At 65.1% G+C, this 26,614-nt stretch carries 27 protein-coding genes and 1 pseudogene; 26 read left to right on the forward strand and 2 right to left on the reverse strand.

Annotated elements, in window-relative coordinates; genetic code table 11:
* The first annotated feature begins 75 nt into the window (after nucleotides 1-75).
* The 19 genes from H8A92_RS16415 to H8A92_RS16505 all read left to right on the forward strand — a co-directional run bounded on the left by H8A92_RS16415 (nucleotide 76) and on the right by H8A92_RS16505 (nucleotide 17,398).
* The gene (locus H8A92_RS16415; RefSeq protein WP_229196744.1) at nucleotides 76-1,278 is read left to right on the forward strand and encodes a vWA domain-containing protein; all 1,203 of its coding nucleotides are present in this window, start codon (nucleotides 76-78) and stop codon (nucleotides 1,276-1,278) included.
* Nucleotides 1,279-1,307: 29 nt separating this feature from the next.
* Nucleotides 1,308-1,631 (forward strand): XdhC family protein, encoded by a 324-nt coding sequence (locus H8A92_RS16420; RefSeq protein ID WP_021077800.1) that lies wholly within the window; start codon nucleotides 1,308-1,310, stop codon nucleotides 1,629-1,631.
* A gap of 2 nt (nucleotides 1,632-1,633) precedes the next feature.
* On the forward strand, nucleotides 1,634-2,335 hold the full coding sequence (locus tag H8A92_RS16425) for an XdhC family protein (RefSeq protein ID WP_229196745.1): 702 nt from the start codon (nucleotides 1,634-1,636) through the stop codon (nucleotides 2,333-2,335).
* Nucleotides 2,332-3,936, forward strand: coding sequence for an NTP transferase domain-containing protein (locus H8A92_RS16430; RefSeq protein ID WP_229196746.1), 1,605 nt, complete (start codon nucleotides 2,332-2,334; stop codon nucleotides 3,934-3,936). The genes H8A92_RS16425 and H8A92_RS16430 overlap by 4 nt, the downstream gene beginning before the upstream one ends.
* 277 nt (nucleotides 3,937-4,213) lie before the next feature.
* On the forward strand, nucleotides 4,214-4,564 hold the full coding sequence (locus H8A92_RS16435) for a DUF4189 domain-containing protein (RefSeq protein ID WP_420831331.1): 351 nt from the start codon (nucleotides 4,214-4,216) through the stop codon (nucleotides 4,562-4,564).
* A 157-nt stretch (nucleotides 4,565-4,721) separates the two neighbouring features.
* Entirely contained in the window at nucleotides 4,722-5,132 is a 411-nt protein-coding gene (locus H8A92_RS16440; protein ID WP_229196747.1) for a DUF2000 family protein, read from the forward strand.
* A gap of 230 nt (nucleotides 5,133-5,362) precedes the next feature.
* Entirely contained in the window at nucleotides 5,363-6,088 is a 726-nt protein-coding gene (locus H8A92_RS16445; RefSeq protein ID WP_229196748.1) for a TetR/AcrR family transcriptional regulator, read from the forward strand.
* Nucleotides 6,085-6,870, forward strand: a complete 786-nt coding sequence (locus H8A92_RS16450; RefSeq protein WP_229196749.1) for an HlyD family secretion protein — start codon at nucleotides 6,085-6,087, stop codon at nucleotides 6,868-6,870. Before H8A92_RS16445 ends, H8A92_RS16450 begins: the two co-directional genes overlap by 4 nt.
* Nucleotides 6,867-7,826, forward strand: a complete 960-nt coding sequence (locus tag H8A92_RS16455) for an ABC transporter ATP-binding protein (protein WP_229196750.1) — start codon at nucleotides 6,867-6,869, stop codon at nucleotides 7,824-7,826. Before H8A92_RS16450 ends, H8A92_RS16455 begins: the two co-directional genes overlap by 4 nt.
* A gap of 6 nt (nucleotides 7,827-7,832) precedes the next feature.
* Entirely contained in the window at nucleotides 7,833-8,996 is a 1,164-nt protein-coding gene (locus tag H8A92_RS16460) for an ABC transporter permease (RefSeq protein WP_229196751.1), read from the forward strand.
* Nucleotides 8,997-9,108: 112 nt separating this feature from the next.
* A complete protein-coding gene (locus tag H8A92_RS16465; protein ID WP_420831330.1) occupies nucleotides 9,109-10,422 on the forward strand; it encodes an adenylate/guanylate cyclase domain-containing protein in 1,314 nt (437 codons plus the stop codon).
* Nucleotides 10,423-10,495: 73 nt separating this feature from the next.
* Nucleotides 10,496-11,224: a GntR family transcriptional regulator gene (locus H8A92_RS16470; protein ID WP_229196752.1), complete on the forward strand. Its 729-nt coding sequence runs from the start codon at nucleotides 10,496-10,498 to the stop codon at nucleotides 11,222-11,224.
* 46 nt (nucleotides 11,225-11,270) lie between these two features.
* Nucleotides 11,271-12,515: an MFS transporter gene (locus H8A92_RS16475; protein ID WP_229196753.1), complete on the forward strand. Its 1,245-nt coding sequence runs from the start codon at nucleotides 11,271-11,273 to the stop codon at nucleotides 12,513-12,515.
* 15 nt (nucleotides 12,516-12,530) lie between these two features.
* On the forward strand, nucleotides 12,531-13,427 hold the full coding sequence (locus H8A92_RS16480; RefSeq protein ID WP_233285478.1) for an amidohydrolase family protein: 897 nt from the start codon (nucleotides 12,531-12,533) through the stop codon (nucleotides 13,425-13,427).
* Between the two features lie 99 nt (nucleotides 13,428-13,526).
* Nucleotides 13,527-14,444, forward strand: a complete 918-nt coding sequence (locus H8A92_RS16485) for a PhzF family phenazine biosynthesis protein (RefSeq protein WP_229196754.1) — start codon at nucleotides 13,527-13,529, stop codon at nucleotides 14,442-14,444.
* Nucleotides 14,445-14,800: 356 nt separating this feature from the next.
* Nucleotides 14,801-15,682 carry an NmrA family NAD(P)-binding protein gene (locus H8A92_RS16490; protein WP_229196755.1) on the forward strand — a complete coding sequence of 294 codons (882 nt, stop codon included), beginning with the start codon at nucleotides 14,801-14,803 and terminating at the stop codon, nucleotides 15,680-15,682.
* Nucleotides 15,683-15,712: 30 nt separating this feature from the next.
* Nucleotides 15,713-16,087: a hypothetical protein gene (locus H8A92_RS16495; RefSeq protein WP_229196756.1), complete on the forward strand. Its 375-nt coding sequence runs from the start codon at nucleotides 15,713-15,715 to the stop codon at nucleotides 16,085-16,087.
* Nucleotides 16,088-16,152: 65 nt separating this feature from the next.
* A complete protein-coding gene (locus H8A92_RS16500; protein ID WP_229196757.1) occupies nucleotides 16,153-16,866 on the forward strand; it encodes an SDR family oxidoreductase in 714 nt (237 codons plus the stop codon).
* A 121-nt stretch (nucleotides 16,867-16,987) separates the two neighbouring features.
* Complete coding sequence (locus tag H8A92_RS16505) at nucleotides 16,988-17,398, forward strand: MarR family winged helix-turn-helix transcriptional regulator (RefSeq protein ID WP_165446095.1); 411 nt, start codon at nucleotides 16,988-16,990, stop codon at nucleotides 17,396-17,398.
* 79 nt (nucleotides 17,399-17,477) lie between these two features.
* Here H8A92_RS16505 and H8A92_RS16510 read toward each other — a convergent pair whose 3' ends face one another.
* Both H8A92_RS16510 and H8A92_RS16515 read right to left on the reverse strand, forming a co-directional pair.
* Nucleotides 17,478-17,939 carry a DUF488 domain-containing protein gene (locus H8A92_RS16510; protein WP_229196758.1) on the reverse strand — a complete coding sequence of 154 codons (462 nt, stop codon included), beginning with the start codon at nucleotides 17,937-17,939 and terminating at the stop codon, nucleotides 17,478-17,480.
* Nucleotides 17,940-17,949: 10 nt separating this feature from the next.
* Entirely contained in the window at nucleotides 17,950-18,813 is an 864-nt protein-coding gene (locus H8A92_RS16515) for a DUF72 domain-containing protein (RefSeq protein WP_229196759.1), read from the reverse strand.
* 137 nt (nucleotides 18,814-18,950) lie between these two features.
* Here H8A92_RS16515 and H8A92_RS16520 point away from each other — a divergent pair, with 137 nt between their 5' ends.
* From H8A92_RS16520 to H8A92_RS16550, 7 genes and pseudogenes are all read left to right on the forward strand, one after another.
* Complete coding sequence (locus H8A92_RS16520; RefSeq protein WP_229196760.1) at nucleotides 18,951-19,337, forward strand: hypothetical protein; 387 nt, start codon at nucleotides 18,951-18,953, stop codon at nucleotides 19,335-19,337.
* Between the two features lie 67 nt (nucleotides 19,338-19,404).
* Entirely contained in the window at nucleotides 19,405-19,614 is a 210-nt protein-coding gene (locus H8A92_RS16525; protein ID WP_229196761.1) for a hypothetical protein, read from the forward strand.
* A 328-nt stretch (nucleotides 19,615-19,942) separates the two neighbouring features.
* Nucleotides 19,943-21,076 carry a glycosyltransferase gene (locus H8A92_RS16530; RefSeq protein WP_229184179.1) on the forward strand — a complete coding sequence of 378 codons (1,134 nt, stop codon included), beginning with the start codon at nucleotides 19,943-19,945 and terminating at the stop codon, nucleotides 21,074-21,076.
* A gap of 7 nt (nucleotides 21,077-21,083) precedes the next feature.
* On the forward strand, nucleotides 21,084-22,586 hold the full coding sequence (locus H8A92_RS16535; RefSeq protein WP_229196762.1) for a glycosyltransferase family 39 protein: 1,503 nt from the start codon (nucleotides 21,084-21,086) through the stop codon (nucleotides 22,584-22,586).
* 79 nt (nucleotides 22,587-22,665) lie between these two features.
* Nucleotides 22,666-23,360: pseudogene (locus H8A92_RS16540) on the forward strand (DUF899 family protein).
* 426 nt (nucleotides 23,361-23,786) lie between these two features.
* Nucleotides 23,787-24,974 carry a tlde1 domain-containing protein gene (locus tag H8A92_RS16545; RefSeq protein WP_229196763.1) on the forward strand — a complete coding sequence of 396 codons (1,188 nt, stop codon included), beginning with the start codon at nucleotides 23,787-23,789 and terminating at the stop codon, nucleotides 24,972-24,974.
* A 128-nt stretch (nucleotides 24,975-25,102) separates the two neighbouring features.
* Nucleotides 25,103-26,599, forward strand: a complete 1,497-nt coding sequence (locus H8A92_RS16550) for an AMP nucleosidase (RefSeq protein WP_229196764.1) — start codon at nucleotides 25,103-25,105, stop codon at nucleotides 26,597-26,599.
* Nucleotides 26,600-26,614: the final 15 nt, after the last annotated feature.

Here is a 26,614-nt window from a genome sequence, read left to right on the forward strand (position 1 = left end):
TGCATAGCATCGAACCCGGAATCTCGAGGTTCCGGGTTCACGCTTCGCGTGCCCCGGAACGACAGGGTACAAGCGATGCCGATCAACCACCTCGCGCCTCCGACCGGCCACATGGCCGACAACGTGATCGGCTTTGCCCGCGCGCTGCGGGCGGCCGGGCTGCCCGTCGGGCCGGGCTCGGTGATCGATGCGCTCGACGCGTTGCAGCTGATCGAGGTCGGCAACCGGCTCGACTTCTACGCCACGCTGGAGGCGATCTTCGTCAAGCGCCATGAGCATGCGCTGATCTTCCGCCAGGCCTTCATGCTGTTCTTCCGCGCCGCCGAGGAGTGGAAGAGCATGCTGGATTCGGTGCCGCTGCCCGACCACGCCAGGAAGAAGCCGCCGCCAGCCTCGCGTCGGGTCCAGGAGGCGATGGCGCAGCCGGCGAAGACCGAGGAGCGGCCGCAGGCCCAGGAGCAGGAGCTGAAGCTCTCGGTCTCCGACAAGGAGATTTTGCAGAAGAAGGATTTTGCGCAGATGACCGCGGCCGAGATCGCCGAGGTGACGCGCGAGATCGCCAGGATGCGGCTGCCGCAGGCCGAGCTCGTCACCCGCCGCTACCAGCCGGACGCGCGGGGACTGCGGCTCGACATGCGCCGCACCGTGCGCAACTCGCTGCGCACCGGCGGCGAGATCATCGATATCAGGAAGCTCGGCCGGATCGAGAAGCCGGCGCCGATCGTGGCGCTGCTCGATATCTCCGGCTCGATGAGCGAGTACACCCGTCTGTTCCTGCACTTCCTGCATGCCATCACCGACGCCCGCAAGCGGGTCTCGGTATTCCTGTTCGGCACCCGCCTGACCAATGTGACGCGCGCGTTACGGGCGCGTGACCCTGACGAGGCGCTGGCGAGCTGCACGTCCTCGGTCGAGGACTGGGCCGGCGGGACCCGGATCGCGACCTCGCTGCACAGCTTCAACCAGCTCTGGGCCCGCCGGGTGCTCGGGCAGGGCGCCATCGTCCTCCTTATATCCGATGGACTAGAACGGGAGGCGGATGCCAAACTGGCCTTCGAGATGGACCGTTTGCACCGCTCCTGCCGCCGCCTGATCTGGCTCAATCCGCTGCTGCGCTATTCGGGCTTCGAGGCTAAGGCGCAGGGCATCAAAATGATGTTGCCCCACGTTGACGAATTTCGCCCGGTGCATAACTTGACGTCCATCAAGGGCTTGATCGGGGCGCTGTCGTCTCCGCCGCCGGCGCACCACCGCAGCCTGATCCGTTCCGTAGCCTAAGAAGCCTGACCCGATAGCAGGAGGCCACCATGCTGAACCGCGACGAAGACATCCTGCAGGCCGCCGAGACCTGGCAGAAGCAGGGCCATGGCGTCGCCCTCGCCACCGTGGTCGAGACCTGGGGCTCGGCGCCGCGCCCGGCCGGCTCGAGCCTCGTCATCAATGACGATGGCACGTTCCTAGGCTCGGTCTCCGGCGGCTGCGTCGAGGGCGCAGTGGTCACTGAGGCGCTCGACGTGATCGCGAGCGGCCAGCCCAAAATGCTCGAATTCGGCGTCGCCGACGAGACCGCCTGGAATGTCGGCCTGTCCTGCGGCGGCACCATCCGCGTGTTCGTCGAGAAGGTCGGCTAGCCGTGAAACTCGAGATCCTGAAAGAGTTGAACGTCGAGCGTGCCGCGCGCCGTCCGGTCATCATCGTCACCGACACCGCCAATGGCGATCAGCGCCTGGTCAAGGCCGCCGACATCGCCGCCGATCCGCTGCGCGCCGAACTTTCAAAGCAGCTGCGGATGGGTAAGAGCGGCAATGTCGAGGTCGGGGATAAGAAGCTGTTCCTCAACGTCTACGCGCCGACCGCAAAGCTCGTGATCATCGGCGCGGTCCATATCAGCCAGGCGCTGGCGCCGCTGGCGCGCTCGCTCGACTATGACGTCACGGTGGTCGATCCGCGCACCGCGTTTGCGAGCCCCGAGCGTTTCCCCGACGTGCCGCTGGTCGCCGAGTGGCCCGACGTCGCGCTGCCGCCGCTCAACGTCGATCGCTACACCGCGTTTGTCGCGGTGACGCATGATCCGAAGATCGATGATCCGGCGCTGCTGCACGCCTTCGACCGCGACTGCTTCTATATCGGCGCACTCGGTTCGCGAAAGACCCATGCCAAGCGTGCCGAGCGGCTGCGCGCGCAGGGCGCAAAAGACAGCGACATCGCGCGCATCCACGCCCCGATCGGGCTCGACATCGGCGCGGTGTCGCCGTCGGAGATCGCGGTTGCGATCATGGCCGAGATCACCGCGCAGCTGCGTCTGCCTCCCAAAGAAAAAGAAGAAGCGGCATGAAGTTCGGTCCCGCCAGTCCGGCCGACGCGATTGGCGGCGTCACCGTGCATACGCTCCGCCAGGGCACGCTGGTGCTCAAGAAAGGCACCACGATCGGCCCGGATGAGGTTGAGGCGCTGACCAAGGCCGGCGTCAAGGAGGTCGTCGTGGTGCGGCTGGAGGAGGGCGACGTCTCCGAGGACGTTGCGGCCGCAAGCATCGCGCAGGCGGTGGCGGGCGAGGGCGTCAATGTCGAGCGCGCCTTCACCGGCCGCGCCAATCTGTTCGCGGCACGCCCCGGCGTGCTGGTGGTCGACCGCGCCGCGGTCGATCGCATCAACGGCGTCGACGAGGCCATCACCTTCGCCACCCTCGCGGCATACAAGCCGGTGGTCGAAGGCGAGATGATCGCAACCGTCAAGCTGATCCCGTTCGGCGTCGAGGGGCGCTTGCGCGATGCCGCCGTCGCAGTCGCCGGCAAGGACACGCTGCGGATCGCGCCTTACGTGATCAAGAAGGTCGGCGTGGTCTCGACGCTGTTGCCGGGCCTCGCACCGAAGGTGATCGACAAGACGCTGCGCGTCACCGCCGAGCGTCTGGCGCCGGCCGGTGCGACAATCATTGCCGAGCGCCGCGTGCCGCATGACGAAACCGTGCTCGCAGGTGCGATCAAGGAATTGCTCGGCTTGGGAGCCGAACTCGTCATCGTCTTCGGCGCCTCGGCGATCGCCGACCGGCGCGACGTGATCCCCGCGGCGATCACCGAGATCGGTGGCGCGATCGAGCATTTCGGCATGCCGGTCGATCCCGGCAATCTGCTCTTGATCGGCAGCGCCGGCGGCGTGCCGGTCCTGGGCGCGCCGGGCTGCGCGCGCTCGCCGGTCGAGAACGGCTTTGACTGGGTGCTGATGCGGCTGCTCGCCGGCATCAAGGTGACGCGGTCGGATCTCACCGGCATGGGCGTCGGCGGCCTGCTGATGGAGATCGTGACGCGGCCGCAGCCGCGCACCGTGCCCGACACCGAAGGCAACCGCAATGTCGCGGCGATCGTGCTCGCCGCCGGCCGCTCGACCCGGATGGGCGGCCCCAACAAGCTGCTTGCCGAGCTCGACGGCAAGAAGCTCGCGCGTATCGTCGCCGAGCAGGCGCTGGCCTCGAAAGCCTCGGAGGTGATCGTGGTCACCGGGCATCAGGCCGATCTGGTCGAACAGGCGCTCGATGGCCTCAAGGTCAGGTTCGTCCGCAACCCGGATTTCGCCGGCGGCATTGCCAGCTCGGTGAAGGCAGGCATCTCGGCGGTCTCCGACGGTGCCGACGGCGCGGTCGTCTGTCTCGGCGACATGCCGCTGATCGATGCCGGGCTGATCGACCGTCTGATCGAGACTTTCGCGCCCGATCGCGGCCACCTGATCGCGGTCCCCGTCAGCGAGGGCCGCCGCGGCAATCCGGTCTTGTGGTCGCGGCGCTTCTTCAGGGAATTGATGACGCTCGACGGCGACATCGGCGCACGCCATCTGATCGCCAAGCACGCGGAGGTGGTCGCGGAGGTCCCGGTCGAAGGCAACAGCGCCTTCCTCGACATCGATACGCCGCAGGCGCTGGAAGCCGCGCGGCGCAACTAGCTCTATCCGCCGTCGTCCCGGCGAAGGCCGGGACCCATTACCACCGAAGGTGGTTGTTGCGCGACGTGGGGCCACAGCTTCTTTCAACAACTCTATCCTGTGGTTATGGGTCCCTGCTTCCGCAGGGACGACGGGTGGATAGAACTCGTCTCAACCCGTCATTCACCATCTAGCAACGACCCCTGCGTACAGTCCGCGCCGGACTTTGGGGGATTTCCGCTTGATCATTTCGACCGCCGCCGCGCAGCGTCGCGCGCTGACGATTCTCGTCCTGACATTGCTGCTCGGCGCCACGCGTTTCTCGGTGGAAACCTTCGTCCCCAAGGCGCACGCGGCCGGCGCGTTCGCGGTCGGCAAGTGCGGGGCGTATGGCCAGGCCTACGACTATACGGCGGAAGGTGCGGCGCGTGCCGCGGCGCTGAAACAGTGCAAGGGCGACTGCACGACGGTCACCATGAAACGCGCCTGTGCCGCGCTCTCGATCGACATGAAGAATCCCTGCGGCGCGCATGGCTATGCGGTGGCGCCAAAGATCTCTGGCTCGCTCAATGCCGCCACCCGCAAATGCTACGAATATGGCGGCAAGGAGTGCGTGATCCGCGCCTGGGCCTGCGACGCCAAGGGGTAGGCGCGGGCGGCGTGCCAGCGACCAAGGCGTGTAGTGCGCGCTGGTACAGGCTACGCTGCTTGCGCTTGCGGGAAACGAACGTCAGGGTTTGACGGGCAGATGAGGGATGCTTCGCCGGCACTGGCGGTTGCCCTCATCCCGCGGATACACTGTACCCATGCAGTTCGACACCAAGATCGCGGTCGTGATCCGCACCGACCTGGAAGTCTGGCAGAAGCTCAACGTGGCGTCCTTTCTTGCCGGTGGCATCGCAGCTAGCTTTCCCGAATGCATCGGCGAGAATTACGAGGACGGGTCAGGGACGAAGTATCTCTCCCTGATCGGCCAACCGATCCTGATCTACGGCGCCGACGGGCCTGCGCTTTCGCGGGCGCTGGAGCGCGCGCTGGCGCGCGACGTGCGACCCGCGCTCTACACCGAGGATATGTTCAAGACCACGCATGATGCCGCCAACCGCGAGGTGGTGAGGGCGGTCGCGCGCACCGACCTCAATCTGGTCGGCCTCGCCTTTCGCGCAGAGCGCAAGGTGGTCGACAAGGTCCTCGACGGGTTGAAGTTTCATACATAGCGCGCTCTCTCTCGTCATTCCGGGGCTCGCGCTACGCGCGCCCGGAATGACGAAGGGGCGCGGGGCAACGAAGCCGCAAGACCACGCCCGCATGCCTGGTGACGGGCATCATCCGGAAATGGGACGCGGTGATTTGATCGCGCTCAAGCCAGCGAACAGCAACCTTTCGTAAGGGAATGCGCTGCTCGTATTCGAATTGACAATGACTGACCAGTCAGTCATAATTTGGCATGACCAAGCGCACTCAAAAGACGACCCGCACCCAGCCCGCCAAACGCCGGACCACGATCCGCGCTGCGGCGGCGAGGATCCCGAAGGTGACCTCGGCGGAGCTGGCCGAGCCGAAGCCGCCGGCGAACCGCGCCGGTAAATCGGCGGAGCGGCGCGCGGCGATTATCGAGGCGGCGATGGATGAGTTCATCGCGCGCGGCTATGCCGCGGCGCGGCTCGACGACGTCGCCAAGCGCGCAGGCGTCGCCAAGGGAACGCTCTATCTCTACTTCAAGGACAAGGAGACGATGTTCGAGGAGCTGATCCGCACCGCGCTGGTGCCGCTGATCAGCCGCATGACCGCGCTGCCCGCCATCACCGGTCCGGTGCGCGACGCGGTGGAGGGATTTGCCGAGACCTTCATCCGCGAGGTCGTCTCCACCCGGCGCGGCGACATTATTCGTTTGATCGTGTCGGAAGGGCCGCGCTTTCCGGCGATCGCCGATTTCTATTTCCGCGAGGTGGTGTCGAAGGGCCTGACCGGCATGAAGGCGCTGGTCCAGCTCGCGATCACGCGCGGCGAGATCAAGCATCGCGAGCTCGGAGACTTTCCGCAGCTGGTCGTCGCACCGGCCATCGTCGCGGTGATCTGGCAGAGCCTGTTTGCCCGGCACGCGCCGCTCGATGGGCTCGCGATGTTCAAGGTTCATCTCGATCTGATCTTCGGCGAACGGAGGAAGACATGACCGCGTCGCGCCTGATGAAGCTCGTGACAGCCGTTGCGCTGGCGGCGGCGCTGGCGGGTTGCAAGGAGAAGCGCGATCCAGGCTTCCAGGGCTGGGTCGAGGCCGACATGATCTTTGTCAGCCCCGACGAATCCGGCCGCGTCATCAAGCTCAACGTGCGCGAGGGCGACGAGGTCAAGCCCGGCGATCTGCTCTATTCGGTCGACGACGATCTGCAACGCGCCGATCTCAACCAGAACAACGCGACGCTCGCGAATGCCCAGCAGAGCTATGACCGCGCGGCCTCGCTGCGCGGCACCGGCGCCGGCACCCAGGCCAACCTCGATTCCGCGGTCTCCGCGCTGCGCGTCGCGGAGGCACGCGTCGTCACCTCGCAGACAAGGCTCGACCGCCGCAAGGGCTTTGCGCCGATCGCGGGCTCGATCCAGCAGATCTATTTCCGCGAGGGTGAGATGGTGCAGGCGCAGCGGCCGGTGCTGTCGATCATGCCGCCCGGCAACATGAAGCTGCGCTTCTTCGTGCCGGAGACCGAATTGCCGAAGCTCGCGCTCGGCGACGAGGTCAAGGTGACCTGCGACAATTGCGCGGCCGATCTCACCGCCAAGATCTATTTCATCGCCACCACGGCGGAGTACACGCCGCCGGTCATCTACAGCCTCGATGAGCGCAACAAGCTGGTCTATCTGATCCAGGCGCGGCCGAGCCGGCCCGATGTGCTGCGGGTCGGCCAGCCGATCAGCATCTACCTCAATCCCAAGACGCCGGTGGCGGATCGCAGATGAACGACTCCCCGACCAGCGCGCGGTCCGACGCACCCTCCATTGCGATCGATGTGAAGGGTCTGACCAAATCGTTCAGCGGACGTGAGGTGGTCCATGACCTGTCGATGCAGGTCAAGCGCGGCGAAATCTACGGCTTCCTCGGCCCCAACGGCAGCGGCAAGACCACGACCATTCGCATTCTCTGCGGCCTGCTGACACCAGACAGCGGCGAGGGCAGCTGCCTCGGCTACGACATCCGGCGCGACGCCGACAAGATCAAGCGCAAGGTCGGCTATATGACCCAGCGCTTCAGCCTCTACCAAGACCTGTCGGTGCGCGAGAATCTGGAATTCGTGGCGCGGCTCTACGGGATGCCCGATGCGCGCGGCGCTGCGCGCGACACGATCGCACGCATCGGGCTGAAGGGCCGCGAGGAGCAACTCGCCGGTGAACTGTCCGGCGGCTGGAAGCAGCGGCTCGCGCTCGGCGCCTGCACGCTGCCCAATCCGCAATTGCTGCTGCTCGACGAGCCGACCGCCGGCGTCGATCCCAAGGCGCGCCGCGATTTCTGGAACGAGATCCACGCGCTCGCCGCCGAGGGCCTGACCGTGCTGGTCTCGACCCACTACATGGACGAGGCCGAGCGCTGCCATGAGATTGCTTACATCGCCTATGGCCATCTCCTGGCGCATGGCACTGTCGACGAGGTGATCGCGAAGTCCGAGCTGTCGACCTGGTTGGTCACGGGCGAGGATTTCAACGGGCTGATGGCCGAGCTCAACGGCAAGCCGGGCGTCGACATGGTGGCGCCGTTCGGCACCAGCCTGCACGTCTCCGGCCGCGACAAGGCGGCGCTGGAGACCGCGATTGCGCCCTACCGCGGTGATTCGAAGTGGCACTGGCAGGCGGGCGAGCCGTCGCTCGAAGACGTCTTCATCGATCTGATGGGGCGCTCCAGAGATAATTTCCAGGGATGACTTCCGATGAGCGCAACGGAAACGATCCAGAACGGTGAGGAGAGGGAGCCGGCGTTCGGCTTCTGGCGGCGCAGCTATGCGATGCTGGTCAAGGAATTCATCCAGCTTCGCCGCGACCGCGTCTCCTTCGCCATGATTATCATCATCCCGGTGATGCAGCTCCTGTTGTTCGGCTTCGCCATCAACACCACGCCGCGTCATCTTCCGACCGCCGTGCTGTTGCAGGAGGATTCCGACCTCGGGCGCTCGATCCTGAAGGCGATGGAGAACACCTCCTATTTCCGCTTCACGCGCGAGGTGCATACGGTCGAGCAGCTCGATGAGCTGCTGCAATCCGGCAAGGTGCTGTTCGGCGTCGAGATCCCGCGCGGTTTCGAGCGCGCGGTACGGCGCGGCGACAAGCCGGCGCTGCTGGTTGCGGCCGATGCCACCGACCCCGTGGCGTCGGGGACCGCGCTCGGTACGCTCGGGACGCTGGTGCAGTCGGCGCTGGCGCACGACCTGCATATCGGTGCTCCCCCGGAGATGCCATTCGAGATCCGCGCCCATGCCCGCTACAACCCGGCGGCGGAATCGCGGCTCAACATCGTGCCCGGCCTGGTCGGGACCATTCTCACCATGACCATGCTGATCTTCACCGCGCTGTCGGTCACGCGCGAGATCGAGCGCGGCACCATGGAAAGCCTGCTGTCGATGCCGATCAAGCCGGTCGAGGTGATGTTCGGCAAGATCATCCCGTATGTGATGGTCGGCTTCATCCAGGCCGGGCTGATCATCGGGATCGGCGTGTTGCTGTTCGGCGTACCGGTGCTCGGCAGCCTCACATTGCTGGGGCTGCTGACCACCCTGTTCATCACCACCAACCTGTCGATCGGCTATACGTTCTCGACCATCGTGCAGAACCAGCTGCAGGCCATGCAGCTCTCGATGATGTTCTTCCTGCCGAGCATCCTACTCTCCGGCTTCATGTTTCCGTTCGCGGGCATGCCGGTCTGGGCGCAATATATCGGCGAGGGCCTGCCGCTGACCCATTTCATTCGCATCGTCCGCGCCATCATGCTGAAGGGCGCGGCGATGCCGAACCTGCGATACGACACCATCGCACTGGTCGCCCTGATGCTGTTCGCCATGACCATCGCCGTGACGCGCTTCCGCCGCACGCTCGATTGAGGCTAGTATCGATGCGACGACTGAACGCCATTCCGGGGCGATGCGAAGCATCGAACCCAGAATCTCGAGATTCCGGGTTCGCTTCGCGCCCTGGAATGACAGGGGTTAGCTATTGACGGAATTTTCAGACAAGGAAAACGCCGCGGCTGACACGACCGTGTCCGCCGATTTCCACCATGCGCTGATGCGCGAGGTGATGACCACCGAGCTGCTGCGCGTCAAGGTGTTGATCGGCACCGCCGTCATGCTCGGCGCCATCAGCCTGCTGGTGTATCTGTTCGCGCCGGAGGCGGTCAGCCGGGTCTGGCACGGCAACCTCAGCCCGGTCTACATATTCTACGTGACCGGTCCGCTGATCCTGTTCGAGATCTGGGTGCACGGCGCGATCACCTGGTACATGCGCAAGGACCGCGACCTGCCGGTGATCCGGCGCTACATCGGCGTGCTGGTCGAGACCTCGCTACCGACCGTGGTGCTGGCGCTGCATATCGACAGCATGGGACGCCAGGAGGCGCTCGGCTTCGTGGCGCCGCTGATCTATTTCGTCTTCATCATTCTCTCGACGCTGCGGCTCGACTTCTGGCTCTCGACCTTCACCGGCTTCGTCGCGGCGACCGAGCTGTTCTACATGGCGGTGTTCTTTCACGCGGCCGATGGCGTCGCGGCCGATCAGGGCATCTACTATCACGCCGCGCGCAGCACGATCATCCTGATCTGCGGCGTGCTGGCCGGGGCGGTCGGCCTGCAGTTGCGACGGCAGTTCGCCGCCAGCATTGCCGCTGCCACCGCGCGCGATCGCATCACCAATCTGTTCGGCCAGCACGTCTCGCCGCAGGTGGTCGAACGCCTGATGACGGAGGGCGCGAGCACCGGGAGCGACATTCGTCGCGTCGCGGTGATGTTCGTCGATTTCCGCAGCTTCACCGCCGGCGCGCGCACGCGTTCGCCGCAGGAGGTGGTGGATCGGCTCGACGGCGCCTTCGCGGTGCTGGTCGATATCCTCGACCGCCACGGCGGCATCGTGAACAAGTTTCTGGGCGACGGCTTTCTCGCGCTGTTCGGCGCGCCGTTCGAGGCGGGCGATGCGGCGCATCAGGCGGTCGCTGCCGCCCGCGAGATGCTGGCGGCCAACGAACGCACCAACGCGGCGTCGAGCTGGCCGCTGCGCATCGGCATCGGCGTCCATGTCGGCGAGGTCGTCGCCGGCAATATCGGCTCGCCGCGGCGCAAGGAATACACCGTGATCGGCGACACCGTGAACTTCGCCGCGCGGCTCGAGGCGCTCAACAAGGAGCTCGGCTCGCAATTCCTGATCTCGGCTGCCGTGCGCGATGCGCTCGGCGACGACTGCAAGGACGCCGTTTCGCGCGGCGAGATCCCGGTGCGGGGTTACGAGCACCCGGTGCCGGTCTGGCAATTGGGATAGGCCGTAACATCATGAGGTGTAAGGTATCTAGGTAGCTATTGACGCGCTGTCATCTACTCATATAGATGACTATATGAATTCGGCTCTCGACGACCGCCTGCCGCGCTACCAGCGTCTCCGCGACGATCTCGCGGCGCGCATCAACCGCAATGAATGGCGTCCGGGGGATCCGATCCCGTCGGAGGCCGAGCTCGGGGCGCATTACGGCGTCGCGATCGGCACCGTGCGCAAGGCGATCGATCAGCTCGTCAGCGACGGCGTGCTGGAGCGCCAGCAGGGCCGCGGCACCTTCGTGCGGCGCGCGCGGTTCAATTCCTCGCTGTTCCGCTTCTTCCGCTTCCAGTCCGAGAGCGGCGAGCGCCGCGTTCCGCAAAGCCGCATCCTGCGGCGGAAGACGATGCCGGCGACAACAGCGGTGGCGTCTGCGCTGCGTATCGGCGTCGGCGAGCCCGTCATCAGCCTGTCGCGCTTGCGTTTGATCGACGACGTGCCGCTGCTCGCGGAGGAGATCTGGCTCGAGAGGTCGCGCTTCGAGGCGATCCTTGCGCTCGCGACCTCCGAGTTCGGCGACTTGCTGTATCCGCTCTACGAGGATCGCTGCGGCCAGGTCGTGGTCTCCGCCGATGAAATCCTCACCGTCGAGATCGCGAACGAGATGCAATCGCGCCTGCTGCGGCTGGAAGCCAACGCGCCGCTGATCATGATCGAGCGCCTTGCCTTCGATCTGGAGCGGCGGCCGATCGAATGGCGCCGCTCACGCGGGCCGGCGGATCGCTTCCGCTACCACGCCGAGATCAGGTGAGCGCGGCAATCAAATAAAACAACACAAGACATTTCAGGGAGGAATGATGGCAAACTGGTACAGCGAATGCTCGCCGCTCGAACGGCGCACCTTCTGGGCAAGTTTTGGCGGCTGGGGCCTCGATGCGCTCGACGTCCAGATGTTCAGCCTCGCGATTCCGGCGCTGATCGCAGCGTTCGGGATCAGCAAGGCCGATGCCGGTCTGCTCGGTTCGGTCACGCTGTTCTTCGGTGCGTTCGGCGGCTGGCTCGGCGGCGCACTCGGTGATCGCTTCGGGCGAGTGAAAGCGTTGCAGATCACGGTCGCGACCTTTGCGCTTGCGACCTTCGCTTGCGCGTTCGCGATGAGCTACACCCAGCTCCTGGTCCTGAAAGCGATCCAGGGCGTCGGCTTCGGCGCCGAATGGGCCTGCGGCGCGGTGCTGATGGCCGAGATCATTCGCGCCGAGCATCGCGGCAAGGCGCTCGGCGCGGTGCAGAGCGCCTGGGCAGTCGGCTGGGGCGCGGCGGTGCTGCTCTCGGCGTTGGTCTTCACCTATGCGCCGGCCGAGATCGCCTGGCGTATCCTGTTCGCGGTCGGTTTGATCCCGGCGCTCTTGATCCTGTACATACGCCGCGGATTGAAGGAGCCGCCGCGCGCCGCATCGCGTGCGGGCGAGCCGCCGTTCTTCGCGACACTCGCCGGCATCTTTCACCGCGACGTGCTGCGGTCGACTTTGATCGGCGGCCTGTTCGGCATCGGCGCCCATGGCGGCTACGCGGCGCTGACGACATTCCTCCCGACTTATCTCCGCGAAGTGCGGCATCTTTCGGTGCTCGGCTCCAGCGCCTATCTCGCCGTGATCATCGTCGCCTTCTTCTGCGGCTGCGTGGTCTCAGGGATCATCAGCGACCGGATCGGACGGCGGGCGAACGTGACGCTGTTCGCCGCCGCCTGCGTCGTGACGGTGCTGGTCTACATCTTCGCGCCGCTCTCCAATTCGCAGATGCTGGTGCTTGGCTTTCCGCTCGGCTTCTTCTCGGCGGGCATTCCCGCCAGCATGGCGGCGCTGTTCAGCGAGCTCTACCCGGCGGGCGTGCGCGGCACCGGCGTCGGCTTTTGCTACAATTTCGGCCGCATCGTCTCCGCGGCATTTCCGTTCCTGGTCGGCTACCTCAGCGATCACATCGGCCTTGGTGCGGCGATCGGGATCGACGCGGCGTTTGCCTATTCGCTGGTTCTGGTCGCGGTGCTGATGCTGCCGGAAACTCGCGGCAAGGTTTTCGAGCAGGCCGCCGCCACAAGCGCGTGATGATGAGGAACGATCATGACATCGAAACAAGGGTTGACGCGGCGCCAGTTTGCCGCGGGCGTAGCCGCCGCGTTGTCGCCATGCGGATTGGCGAGCAGAGTGAGGGCTGAGGTGCCGCAACTGGCGATCGATACCCACGCCCACGTTTTCCATCGCGGGCTGAAGCTCGCGCCGGGCCGCCGCTACGCGCCGGACTACGACGCGCCGCTCGCGCTCTATCTGCAGCAGCTCGATCAGAACGGCATCACCAATGGCGTCCTCGTGCAACCGAGCTTTCTCGGCACCGACAATTCCTATCTGGTGGAATGCCTGAAGGCGACCAATGGTCGTCTGCGCGGCATCGCCGTGGTCGATGCCGCCGTCACAGCAGATGAGCTGCGCGCGTTCGATCGCGCCGGCGTGGCCGGTATCCGCCTCAATCTGGTCGGCCAGACGCTGCCCGATCTGACGTCGGGTGAGTGGACGGCGCTGCTGGCGCAGATCAGGGCGCTCGACTGGCAAGTCGAGATCCAGCGCAACGCCAGCGATCTTGCTGTGCTCGCGCCAAGATTGCTCGACCAGGGCGTGAAGGTCGTGCTCGATCATTTCGCCTTGCCCGATCCAAAGCTCGGCATCGACGATCCCGGATTCCGGTCGGTCCTCAAGCTTGGCACGACGCGAAATGTCTGGGTCAAGATCTCGGCGCCGTATCGCAACGGCGCCGTCGGCGAGGCATTCGCCAAGCAGGCCTATCCGTTACTGCGCAATGCCTATGGCGTCGATCGGCTGCTGTGGGGCAGCGACTGGCCGCATACCCAATTCGAATCGACGCAGGGTTACGCCAAGAACCGCCAATTCCTCGACGAGCTCGTCACCGATGCCGGTGAGCGCGCGCGTGTGCTCGCATCACCGCGCGAGGTGTTTCGGTTCTAGCTCGCGGGCGATTGTACCGAGTGCTCTGATGGGCGTCATTGCAGCTGTGTTACGATGATGCCATCGGTCGCGGATGACCGGAGCACAAGGACACGCAAGATGCAGCGGCGCTATATCACTGTCGACGTTTTCACCGACCGCGCCTTCGGCGGCAACCCGCTCGCCGTGGTGCTCGACGCCGAGGGGCTGTCGACGGCGCAGATGCAAGCGATCGCGACCGAGTTCAACTATTCCGAGACGACCTTCGTGCTGCCGCCGCAGGACAAGGCCAACGACGCCCAGGTTCGCATCTTCACGCCGGTCAGAGAACTGCCGTTTGCCGGACACCCCAATGTCGGCACCGCCTTCGTACTGGCGCAGCTTGCGAAGGAGCCGAAGCCGCGTCTGGTGTTCGAGGAGAAGGCGGGGCTGGTGCCGGTCGATATCGCGCGAGACGGCGGCAGGGTCGTCGCCACCGAACTGACCGCGCCGCAGCCGCTGTCTCGGCTGGCGCAATTCTCCGCCGAGGAGGTCGCGAGCCTGATCTCGCTCACGGCAGACGATGTCAGGACGGAGCGTCAAGCCCCGCAGGTGGTCGGCGTGGGAACGCCGTTCCTGGTCTTCGAGGTTGCATCGCGAGATGCGGTGCGGCGGGCAAAACCCGATGCGGCGGCGTTCGGCCGCTTCTTCCCGCGCGACGGCGCATTCTCTGCATACTTCTACACGCGCGATGTCCCCGCCGCGGAGCAGCCTTGCGACATACAGGCGCGGATGTTCTTTCCGGGATCAAGCGGCCTGATCGAGGACCCCGCCACCGGCAGCGCCACGGTCGCCGCAGCCGCGCTGCTTGCCGCGCTCGATCCACTGCACGACGGCACCCTGAAGCTGACGGTCGGCCAGGGCTTTGACATGGGCCGGCCGAGCCTGTTGCTGACACGGGTGCAGAAGCAGGGCGGCGCAATCACATCCGCGCATGTCGGCGGCGCCTGCGTGCAGATGATGCAGGGAATGCTGAACCTGCGGGGCGCGGAGAGCTAGGGCGTTAAATTCGCGACGTCTGTTATCCCCCTACAGCGAAGGCGCGAGCATTGCACGTGGCCTGAAAAGGGCCATGAGCCGACGTGTCGGCGAGCCTACCTTTTCCTTGGCCTTGGCGCTCGTCGTGGCCCTGAACGGGCGTTTCTCGGAACGCGCGAACCAATCGACGAATTGCTCCGATGTCCGACAGCTCTCCCGGCAGGGCTATCATTGACGTCGGCGCTCGCCTGTCGACCACACGGCGATGTGAACGGCCCACGCCCGGTACCGAAACAAACGGCTTGACTTAAGAGCATATGCACCTATTTTCGCTCCTATAAGAGCATATGCTCTCATATCAACGAAGGAGCGCTGCCATGAGCGAAGCAACTATTCTGGTCAGCGGGGCGACCGGACGAACCGGAGGTGCAGCCGTCGACGAACTGCTCAAGATGGGCAAGACGGTGCGCGCCTACGTGCGTTCCGACGGTGAGCGGGCAGCGGCTCTGAGGCAGCGTGGGGTCGACATAGCTCTCGGCGATTTTACTGATATCGACGCCATTCGCGCGGCCATGGAAGGCATCCAGTCCGCATATTTTCTCCATCCGATCGCGCCGGGAATCATCGGAGCGGCCGCCTATTTCGCGCAGGCCGCGAAGGAGGCCGGCGTCACCGCGATCGTTAATATGTCTCAGATTTCGGCGCGCCGGGAATCGGCAAGCCATGCGGCGCAGGATCACTGGGTTTCGGAGCGCGTGTTCGACTGGTCGGGCGTGGCGACGACGCATCTGCGCCCGACGTTCTTCGCCGATTGGCTGGTCTACCCGCATTTCGGCAAGGAGATCTGGGCAAAGAAGAAGATCGAATTTCCGTTCGAGAACGGGCGCCACGCGCCCATCGCCAGCGACGACCAAGGCCGTGTCATCGCCCACCTCCTGGCCAAGCCAGGAGGTCACGAAGGCAAGATTTATCCGCTGCACGGCCCGATGGAGATGAACCACACCGAAATCGCCGCCGAGATGAGCGAGGTGCTCGGCAGCAAGATCGAATACGCGCCGACGTCGATCGCGGTGTTCAAGGAGAAGATGGAAAAGCTCTACAAGTTTCCTCCGTTCCTGGTGCAGCACCTGGTTGAAGTCGCCCAGAATTATCGCGAGGGCATCTTCTCGGGCACCAACGATGCCGTCGAGAAGATCACGGGAACAGCGCCCCTCACGGTCCGCCAGTTCATCGCGCAGAACCGCGCCGTGTTCGCCTGAGCACGATCGAAGCCAACATCGGGTTTGAAAATGTCCCACCCACAAGCCGAGCGACACCCGTTCCTGGACGACCTGACCGCCGATGCAGAGCTCGTCAGCTCCGTGCTGCGCGGTCCTGTCGCCGGACGCGATGGCATCCGCCGTGTCGTCGACGCCGTCGGAACCTTTTACGCATCACAAACGCCCACCTTTGTGCAGAACGTCGGCTCCCGGCTATTTCTTGAATACGAGGCCGTTCTCAACAGCGGAGAGAAGCTGAGCGCGGCCGTCATCGTCGACCATAACCCGGACGGATCAGTCCCGCGCGTCAGCGTGCGAATGAGCCCGCTTGGCGCAGTGCTCGCACTTGCCACCGGTCTGCGCGAGCGGCTTTCGCAACAGCTACGGCAAGATCTTTTTCTCTGAGTTGAACACAGGCCGGCAGCGCGAATGAGCCGCACTGGCATCCAAATCTGGAAAGGTAGAATGTCATGGATATCAAGAATGCAACCGTCTTCATCACTGGTGCCAATCGCGGCCTGGGTCTCGCCTTTGCACGCGAGGCACGCCGCCGCGGAGCCGCCAAGGTCTATGCGGGCATGCGCAAGACCGATGGATTCAATGAACCCGGCGTCATCCCCGTGAAGATCGACGTCACCGACCCGGCATCGATCGCAGCTGCCGCTGCGTTGGCGGCCGATACGACGATACTGATCAACAATGCCGGCATCGCCGCTCTGATCGACGGGCCTCTGTCGGCCGATGTCGCGGCGCAATCGGCCCGCATGTTCGATACCAACTATTACGGCGTCGTGCGCGTCACGCAGGCCTTCGAACCGATCCTGTCGACGAAGCCGAACGCCGCCATCATCAACGTGCTCTCCGACATCGTGTGGCTGCCACGGCCGATTCTGGCGCCCTATGCCGCGTCCAAGGCGGCGGCCTGGAGCTACACCAACCAGCTCCGCTTTCATCTGCGCGAACGCGGCGTTCAGGTTCTCGGCCTGCATGTCGGGTTCGTGGACACCGACCTGACCAACGGAATTGACGTCCCGAAGGCGAGCCCCGAGGACGTGGTGCGCCAGACCTACGACGCGCTCGCCGCCGGCAAGAGCGAGGTGATGGCCGACAAGGGTACGGCGGTGCTGAAGAGCACGCTTGCGGCCGAGGAGCCGGGCTACATCACGCCGCCGCAAGGATTTTGAGAATATCGCTGCGCGCGCGCCGTGCCTATATTCGCGGCGCGGGCCGCGATGGAAACGAGAACGACAAGGAGTGTTGCCGGTGAACAGGCCTCTGGGAATCGATCAATGCAACTGCTCCGCCATGAGGAAGGCCAACCGGCAGATGTCGCGCTTCTATGATGCTCACCTCGAACCGGTTGGCCTGCGCATCACGCAGTTCCTCACCCTGGCGGCGCTGAACGAACTCGGCAGCGCCGCCGTCAACGCGCTCGCCGAGCAGCTCGACATCGAGCGGACCGCCATGGGCAAGATGGTGGGCTTCCTGGAACGCGACGGCCTCGTTCGGATCCGGCCCTCGCCAACCGATGGGCGAAGCCGCCTGATCGAGCTGACCGATGCCGGCCGCCGTCTTCACGACAAGGCCGCTCCGCATTGGCAGCGTGCCCAGCGAGAGTTCGAGCAGCTGAACGGGGCGAAAAATGTCGCTGTGCTGCGAGGGGCCCTTCGCGACATGGTCGTTGGCGACATCAAGCCGAGCTCATCCGAGGACTGAACGCTGATAACCGATAGCGAGCGCGCGGTCGCGTGTGCGGCTGTCAAAGGCCGACGTCTACGCCTTTATGAGTACACGCCTAAACGTGCGGCGCCGCCAGATTCTCGATCCTGACGCCGTCGCGTTCCTCGATGATCTCGGCGATCCAGCGGCGGTGGCAGTGTTCGTGGTCGCGCTCGTAGCAGAGGATGCAGACCGGGCCGGACTTCTTCACCAGCGCCGACAGCTCGTCGAGCTCCTCCCTGGCCTGTACCGTCTTGAGATGTGCCGAGTAGATCTTGTGCAGCAGGGCGTATTGCCCGCTGCGCGCCGCCTCGCGGCCGCTCTTCGGCGTGCCGAGGCCGCGTAGATGGACGTAGCCGATGCCGCGCTCGTCGAGGCCGGCGGCGAGCTGGGTCTTGGAGAAGCCCGGCCGGCGCGAGGAGGCGATCGCGCGGACGTCGACCAGGAGTTTCACGCCGGCATGCTGGAGCTCGTCGAGCACGGCCTTGGACGGCGTCTGCTCGTAGCCGATGGTGAACAGCTTCCGCGCCTTCGCCATCGGTTCTCGCTCACTTCACCCGTTCGATCAGTTCCATCGCGCCCGCCGGCGCGCGGATCTTGCCCTCGTGGATCACGTAGGCGAACACGTCGCGCGGCGCTTTCTTCGGCGCTGATTTGTCGACCTTCGGCAGGTCGTCGGGCTCGCCGCCGCCGGCCCAGTCCTGAAACCGCTTGGCCCAGGCGTCGAGCTGCTTCGGCGGATAGCAGGTCTTCAATTCGTCATTGCCTTTCTGCAGCCGGGCATAGACGAAGTCGCTGGCGACGTCGGCAATCGCCGGATATTTGCCGTGCTCGGCGAACACCACCGGCACCTCGTGCTCGCGAATGAGCGCGATGAACTCGGGCACGCAAAAGCTGTCGTGGCGCACCTCGACCACATGGCGCAGCGCGCGGCCGTCGAGCTTGCGCGGCAGCAGTTCGAGGAACTTGCCGAAATCGGCGCCGTCGAACTTTTTGGTCGGTGCAAACTGCCAGAGCACCGGCCCGAGCCGGTCCCTCAGCTCCAGCACGCCCGAATCATAGAACCGCTTCACCGAATCGCCGGCCTCGGCAAGCACGCGGCGGTTGGTGGCGAAGCGTGGCCCCTTCAGCGAGAAGATGAAGCCGTCGGGCACTTCGCTGGCCCATTTGCGAAAGCTCTCCGGCTTCTGCGAGCCGTAATAGGTACCGTTGATCTCGATCGAGGTCAGCTTGGAAGCCGCATAGGACAGCTCCTTCGCCTGCGTGAGTTTCTCCGGATAGAACACCCCGCGCCACGGCTCGAAGGTCCAGCCACCGATGCCGATGTAGATGTTGCCTGCGTCTGTCTTGGTCGTCTTGGTGTCTGTCGTCTTGGCGTCTGTCTTGGTCGCCTTGGTGGGAGCTTTGGCCACGACTGCACTCATCGCGAGGAGGGAGGGGATCGAGATTAGTCAAAATAATCGTGATTGGCCAGTTTGCCAGATCTGCGCGGCGATGCTTATCGTGCTCGCCGGTGTTGGCTAGGATGCGGAAAAACGGGAGAACAACAATGCGCATGCTGGTTGCGGCCGCCTTCTTGATCACGTCCTCCGCTGCCATATCGTCTGTTGCCGTATCCTCTGTCGCGATGGCCGATGAGGTCGACGATGCGCACAAGCTCGCGATCACCGGTCGCGATGCCTACTGGAATTGTCTCGCCCGCGAATATCCCCGCGACAGCAACAAGACGATGTCCGACCAGGAGTTCACCTCGCTGATCGCCAATGTCTGCCCCTCGGAGCGGCAGAACTTCCGGGTGTCGCTGATCGACTTCCTGTCGCTGCAGTTTCCGAAGCAGGATGCCGATGCCAACCTGACCACCGCCAACCGCGCGATCGAGCTGGCGCAGAAGGACATCGTGACCGCCTTCGTCAGGCGCAAGGCCGCGGCGAAATAGGTTCCCGAATCCTGTTGCGGCCGACCGATTTTTGATATCAATCCGCGCAGGCGAGGGGATGATCGGCATGCGCTCACAATCGACGGCAGGCTTCTTGGGCGCAGTGGTCGCAGCCATCGCGCTGGCGGCGGCGTTCATCTATGGGCCGTCGCCCAGCCAGCTCCGTAACCCGACCCAGCCCGCCGCAGCTCAGCCGCAGGCGGCTCCTGCCGCTGAGGCCGCACCAGCGGCCCCGGTGCCGCGCGGCCCGGTGATCCGGGAGGTCCCGAACAATTAGCGCCAAGACGCTGACGCCAAGACCTGACGCCAAGACCTGGCGCCGAGACGCTCACACCAGACGCCTTCCAGAGCGCCCCTTGCAGACCACCCCCTTGCGGACCGCATGGGGGCTTCCTATCTAGCCCCTAACGGCGACGTTGCAGCTTAAGGGCTCCGGCGCTGGGACGACCACGACAATGTCGGCTGCGCCGGATGTACGCGCGCCCCCTTGTTCGTGGTCGTTGGCATTTTCAGGGGTATTTTGCCCCGTTTTCCCGCTTTCTGAGAGAGCGTACGGGCCGGCCTGCCTTGGCAGGGGCGGAGGCTGCGGCTATACGCTGGCGCTCATGAATGACGCCATCAAGCCGGGCCCCGAAACCTCGTCGCAGGCAGCAAGTTTGCCGCAGCTTTCGGTGGTCGTCCCGACCTTCAACGAACGCGACAACGTCACGGTACTGTACCGTCGGCTCGATGCGACCCTGAAGGACGTGTCCTGGGAGGTCATCTTCGTCGATGACAATTCGCCCGACGCCACCTGGGACGTGGTGCGTGCGCTGGCGCGGAAGGATTCCCGCGTGCGCTGCATCCGTCGAATCGGCCGGCGCGGCCTGTCCGGCGCCTGCATCGAGGGCATCCTGGCCTCGAGCGCGCCCTATGCCGCCGTCATCGATGCGGACCTGCAGCATGACGAAACCCAGCTCCCGAAGATGGTGGCGCTGCTGCAGAGCGGCGAGGCCGAGCTCGTGGTCGGCAGCCGCTATATCGAGGGTTACAAGGCCGAAGGCTTCAACAAGCAGCGCGCCGGCGCCAGCGCCTTCGCGACCGAGATCGCCCGCCGCGCGCTGAAGGTCGAGATCGCCGATCCCATGAGCGGCTTCTTCATGATCCGCCGCGACCGCTTCGAGCAGCTCGCACCGCAGCTCTCGACCCAGGGCTTCAAGATACTGCTCGATGTGGTGGCGACCGCGGAGGGCAAACTGCGCGCGGTCGAAATTCCCTACACCTTCGGTGCGCGCCAGCATGGCGAGAGCAAGCTCGACTCGATGGTCGCGCTCGACTTCCTCGGCCTGGTGCTGGCGAAGCTGACGAATGATCTGATCTCGCTGCGCTTCATTCTGTTCGCAGCCGTCGGCGGGCTCGGCCTGGTGGTGCACCTGATGGTGCTGTTCATCGCGCTTGAACTGTTCAAGGCGCCGTTCCCGGAGGCCCAGGCCGCCGGCGCGATTGTCGCCATGACCAGCAACTTCATCCTCAACAATTTCCTGACCTACCGCGATCAGCGGCTGAAGGGCTTCGGCATCCTGCGCGGCCTGCTGCTGTTCTATCTGGTCTGCAGCGTCGGCCTGCTGGCCAATGTCGGCGTCGCGTTCTCGGTCTACGACCAGGAGCCGATCTGGTGGCTTGCGGGCGCGGCCGGCGCGCTGATGGGCGTGGTGTGGAACTACGCGATGTCCGGGCTGTTCGTCTGGCGCAAGCGATGACGGTGGCATGAACCCGAACGAGGCGCGGCTGGCGGGGAATACCGCTCTCGCGGTGTGCGCGCTGGTCGGCTTGCGGCTGGCCGCCGCCGCATGGACGCCGCTCACCTTCGACGAAGCCTATTACTGGATGTGGTCGAAGGCGCTCGCCGGCGGCTATTACGACCATCCGCCGATGGTCGCGGTCGTGATCCGGCTCGGCACCATGATCGCGGGCGACACGGCGTTCGGCGTGCGGCTGGTCTCGATCCTGCTCGCGTTGCCGATGAGCTGGGCGATCTACCGGGCGGCCGAAATCCTGTTCGGTGGCCGGCGCATCGCTGCGAGTGCCGCGATCCTGCTCAATGTCACGCTGATGGCCGCTGTCGGCACCTTGATCGTGACGCCGGACGCGCCGCTGCTGGTTGCGTCGAGCTTCCTGCTGTACGCGCTCGCAAAGGTGCTGGAGAGCGGCCGCGGCGCCTGGTGGCTTGCGGTCGGCGCCAGCGCAGGTCTGGCACTGCTGTCGAAATACACCGCGCTGTTCTTTGGTCCCGCGATCCTGATCTGGCTTGCTGTCGTGCCGAAGCTGCGGCACTGGTTTCTCTCGCCATGGCTCTATCTCGGCGGCATGGTTGCGGCCGGCCTGTTCGCCCCCGTGATCCTCTGGAATGCCGATCACCAATGGGTGTCGTTCATCAAGCAGATGGGGCGCGCCCGGATCGAGGATTTTCGGCCGAACTACATCGCCGAGCTGATCCCGACGCAGTTTGCGTTCGCGACGCCCTTGGTCTTCATCCTCGGCGTGATGGGCCTTTACGCGCTCTACCGGCGTCGTGCCGGCGCGATGCCGGCCCGTGTGCTGGTCGACACGATGTTCTGGACCATCGTCGTCTACTTCAGCTGGCATGCGCTGCATGCGCGGGTCGAGGCCAACTGGTTTGCGCCGGTCTATCCCGCCTTTGCGGTAGCGGCAGCGGTCGCCGCGATTCAGGTGCAATGGGCGCCGCGGCAGCAGCGTACGATCGATTTCTGCCGCCGCTGGGCCGCGCCGGTCGGCGTCGTGCTGTTCGCGCTGCTGATCGTGCAGGCCAACACCGGCATGCTCTCGGGTCACCGCCGCGACGCCACCGTGCGCAGCGTCGGTGTCGGCTGGCAGGAGCTCGCGGACGAGATCGAGGCGGTGCGCGCGCGGACCGGCGCGAGCTGTGTGCTGTCGCCGGACTACGGCACCACCGGCTGGCTTGCCTTCTATCTCCCCAAGGGCACCTGCGTCGCCCAACAGGGCCAGCGCATTCGCTGGGTCAACATGCCGGAGCCGAGCCCCGCGCAATTGTCCGGCAAGCTGCTGTATGTGCATGAGGTCGACCAGGCGATCCCGGTCTCGGTGCGCGACAATTTCGCCCACGTCGAAACGGTGGCCGAGACCAAGCGCATGCGCGGGCCGTTGGTGATCGAGACCTACGCGCTCGATCTGCTTGAAGGCGCCAAGGGCGAGGTCTTCGACCGCTCGCCGCCGCCGGAACTGCAGTAAAATTACCGCCGTTGAATGTCGGATCGTCCGGGTCCGGCTCGTCTTCCAGGGAGCCCGTCAACCACGCGAGGTTCCAACCATGACCAGTTCCGTCCTCAAGCCCGCCGCCGAGCTCGCCGAGACCAATGTCAGGCGCTTTCCCAATGAAAGCGCCGAGTATCGTCGGGCGCGCCAGCAGCTGCTCGTCGAGGAGATCGAGTTGCGTCGTCACATCGAGCGCGTCGCCGAGCTGCGGCGCGCATTGCCGCCGGGCGGCGAGGTGACCAAGGCCTATGCGTTCACCGGTGAGTCCGGCGCGGCGTCGCTCGCCGATCTGTTCGGCAACAAGCAGACGCTCATCGTCTACAGCTACATGTTCGGCCCGCAGCGCGAGAAGCCGTGCCCGATGTGCACATCGTTCATGAGCACATGGGAGCAGAAGCTGCCCGATATCGAGCAGCGCGTGTCGTTCGTGTTCGTCGCGCGTTCGCCGATCGCACGGCTGATCGAGGCGAAGCGGGCGCGCGGCTGGTCGCGTCACAAGGTCTATTCGGATGCGTCGGGCGATTACACGCGCGACTATGTCAGCAAGGATGACAGCGACGTGCCCGGCTACAATGTCTTCACGCGCCACGACGGCACGATCCGTCATTCTGGGCCGGCGAGATGGGCGCGGGCACCATGGACCCCGGCCAGGACCCGCGCGGCGCGCCGGACATGGATCCGCTCTGGACCTTGCTCGACACCACGCGCGAGGGACGCGGCGCCGACTGGTATCCGAAGCTGAGCTATTGAGGAGATGATTCTTGCCCGGTCCCCGCGCGATTACGGGGCGATCGGCAAGGAAATTCTCCCTAGGATTTATCCCGATATGCGGCGGCGGAACCGCGCGCCGGAATGTCCCATCGTGGGACAGAAAGGCCGTTTTGGCGGTCCAATGCCATCTTAAAAAAGCCCTATGCCACAGGCACTTCCCGCGTTGCAGGGGATCGCATCCGGTTAAGTCGCATTTAACTAAAAGTCGCCTTAATGGCCGTCTGTGCCCCCGCGCGACGTTGAGCCGAACACCGTTCGACCACGCGTCGAGTGAGGGACAAAGGTGGACCTGTTTTGAGCGCCGGGCGTATGGGTACGAGTACAAGTGCGTATGTTCTTGGGGCACCGAGCCGCAAGAAAACCTCCCGAAAAATTCTCCCACAGCATTTCCTCGGCAGTGCCGCGGTGGCGGGGCTGGTGCTTGGCTGTGCCTGGACCGTCTACGCCAACATCTTTGCGGCGGGCGTCTATCCGTCAGTGGGCAATGCGTCGTTTGATGCGCCGGTGGTGAAGCGGCCCGTGGCCGCCGCCGCACGGCCGACACCCGCGTTCAACGAGGTGTTCGCGTCGCTGACGCCGGCGCCGGTGGCTCCCGCCAAGACCGAGGTTGCCAAGACCGAGGTGGCCAGGACCGAGGTGGCCAAGACCGAGGTGGCGAAGTCGGAAGCGCAGGCACCTTCGCTTATGTTTAACGATCGGTTTGCGGCTGCCTCGCCCGAGGGCGTGGCCTCCAGCGTCGTGGCCGACGCCGCATCGCAGATCGATCCGATCAAGCAGGCCGCCGCGCCCAAGGCCGCTGAAGCGGCGAGGGCGGTCGCCAGCGCGGAGCTCGCCGAAACATCGAAGCCGCTGCCGGCGCCGAAGTCGGTGGAGACCGCCAGGAAGCAAGCCGCCGCCAATTTGAAGGTGGCGCTCAACGATCCCGCTGCCAATGTGCAGCCCAAGGGGGCCGAGAAGGCTTCCGAGCCGAAGCCCGCCGAAGCCAAGCAAGCTGCGAAATCCAGCGGCGTCCGCGACATGGCTGCGCGCGCCAAGGCCGCGGTGATGTCGATCGCGTCGAGCGAGCGAGCGACCATGGTCGAGAAGCTGTGGGGCAAGCGCGAGTCGGGCGGCGGGCTGCTCTCGTTCGCTTCGGCCGACGCCAATGTGACCGGCAGCATCCCCTCGACGCTGGACCAGAACCCGATGCTCGGCGGCTCGCCGCCCTATGACCGCCAGACCGCGGTGTACGACATCTCCGCCAAGACCGTGTATCTGCCCGACGGCACGCGCCTCGAAGCGCATTCGGGCCTCGGCTCGAGGCTGGACGATCCCAGGTCCTCGCACATGAAGATGGTCGGCGTGACACCGCCGCACATCTACGAGCTCAAGCCGCGCGAAGCGCTGTTCCACGGTGTGCCGGCGCTGCGGCTCAATCCGATCGGCGGCGAAGGCAAGATCTTCAACCGCGACGGTCTGCTCGCGCATACCTTCATGCTCGGCCCGAACGGCGACTCCAACGGCTGCGTCTCGTTCAAGGATTACTACGCGTTCCTCGACGCCTACCGTAACAAGGGCATTCGCCGCCTCGCGGTGCTTGCGCGGGTTCAGTAAGGCGGAGCGGTCAGCTCGCAGGCATCCCGCGGCTGCGGCCTGACGTCTAGAACTAGGTGCCATTGTCGCTATACTGCGCTGATCCAGGGCGAGTCCAAGCTCGACAACGGTTCCGGTGCAAAGCGAACATGTCTCCGACGCCCCCCATCGAGACCCCGCCGCCGATCACGACCGAAGCGTTTGTCGACGCCGCTGCCGCCGTTGCTCGTCTCGAAGAGATCTACGAGCGCAACACCGGCTTCCTGCGCAATCGCTTCGAGGCCTATGTCAACGGTGCTGCGATCACGACGCGGGTGCGCGCGCATTATCCGTTCGTCCGCATCACGACCTCGTCGCATGCGAGGCTGGATTCGCGGCTTGCCTACGGCTTCGTTGCGGGACCTGGGATCCACGAGACCAGCGTCACCCGGCCGGATATTTTCCGGACCTATCTCACCGAGCAGATCGGGCTCCTGATCAAGAACCATGGCGTGGCGGTCGAGATCGGCGAGTCCAGCGAGCCGATCCCGATCCATTTCGCCTACCGGCGGGACATCAATATCGAGGCGGCGCTGACCATCGCGGACAGCTCGGCGTTCACGCGGTCGCTGCGCGACATCTTCGATACGCCCGATCTCGCCGCAATGGACGATGCGATCGCCGACGGAACGTTCGAGCTGACGCCGGGCACTCCCGAGCCGCTTTCCCTGTTCCGCGCCGCGCGGGTCGATTACTCGCTGCGCCGGCTCTATCACTACACCGGCACCGATCCCGAGCACTTCCAGAACTTCGTGATCTTCACCAACTACCAGTTCTATGTCGATGCCTTCGCGCAATCGAGCCTGCAGCGCCTCGCCTCGGGTGAGGAAGGCCTCGAGTCGTTCGTCGCACCCGGTAACGTAATCACGCGTAACGCGCTGGCAGGCGGCGGCACGACCGGGGCCGCATCGGAGCGCATCCCGCAGATGCCGGCGTTTCATCTCGTCGAACCCGGTTATCGCGGCATCACCCTGATCAATATCGGAATCGGTCCGTCCAATGCGCGCAACATCACCGATCACGTCGCGGTGCTGCGGCCGCATGCCTGGCTGATGATCGGGCATTGCGCCGGCTTGCGCAATACGCAGCGGCTCGGCGATTACGTGCTCGCCCACGGCTATGTCCGCGAGGATCACGTGCTCGACCACGAGCTGCCGCTATGGGTGCCGATCCCCGCACTTGCGGAAATGCAGGTCGCGCTCGAGGAAGCGGTCGGTGAAGTCACCGGGTTCACCGGCTTCGAGCTCAAGCGGCTGATGCGCACCGGCACTGTTGCGAGCGTCGACAACCGCAATTGGGAGATCAGCGGACCGCAGGTGATCCGGCGGATGTCGCAGTCGCGCGCCGTCGCGCTCGACATGGAATCGGCCGCGATCGCCGCCAACGGCTATCGCTTCCGCGTGCCCTACGGCACGCTGCTGTGTGTTTCGGACAAGCCGCTGCATGGCGAGATCAAGCTGGCGGGCATGGCGAGCGAGTTCTATCGCCAGCGCGTCGGCCAGCATCTTCAGATCGGGCAGAAGGCGCTGGAGCGGCTCAAGCAGCAGGAATCCGAACGCCTCCATTCGCGCAAGCTGCGCAGCTTTGCCGAGGTCGCATTCCAGTAACGTTGCGCGGGGGCC

Source organism: Bradyrhizobium acaciae (genome assembly GCF_020889785.1).
Classification (GTDB): Bacteria; Pseudomonadota; Alphaproteobacteria; order Rhizobiales; family Xanthobacteraceae; genus Bradyrhizobium; species Bradyrhizobium acaciae.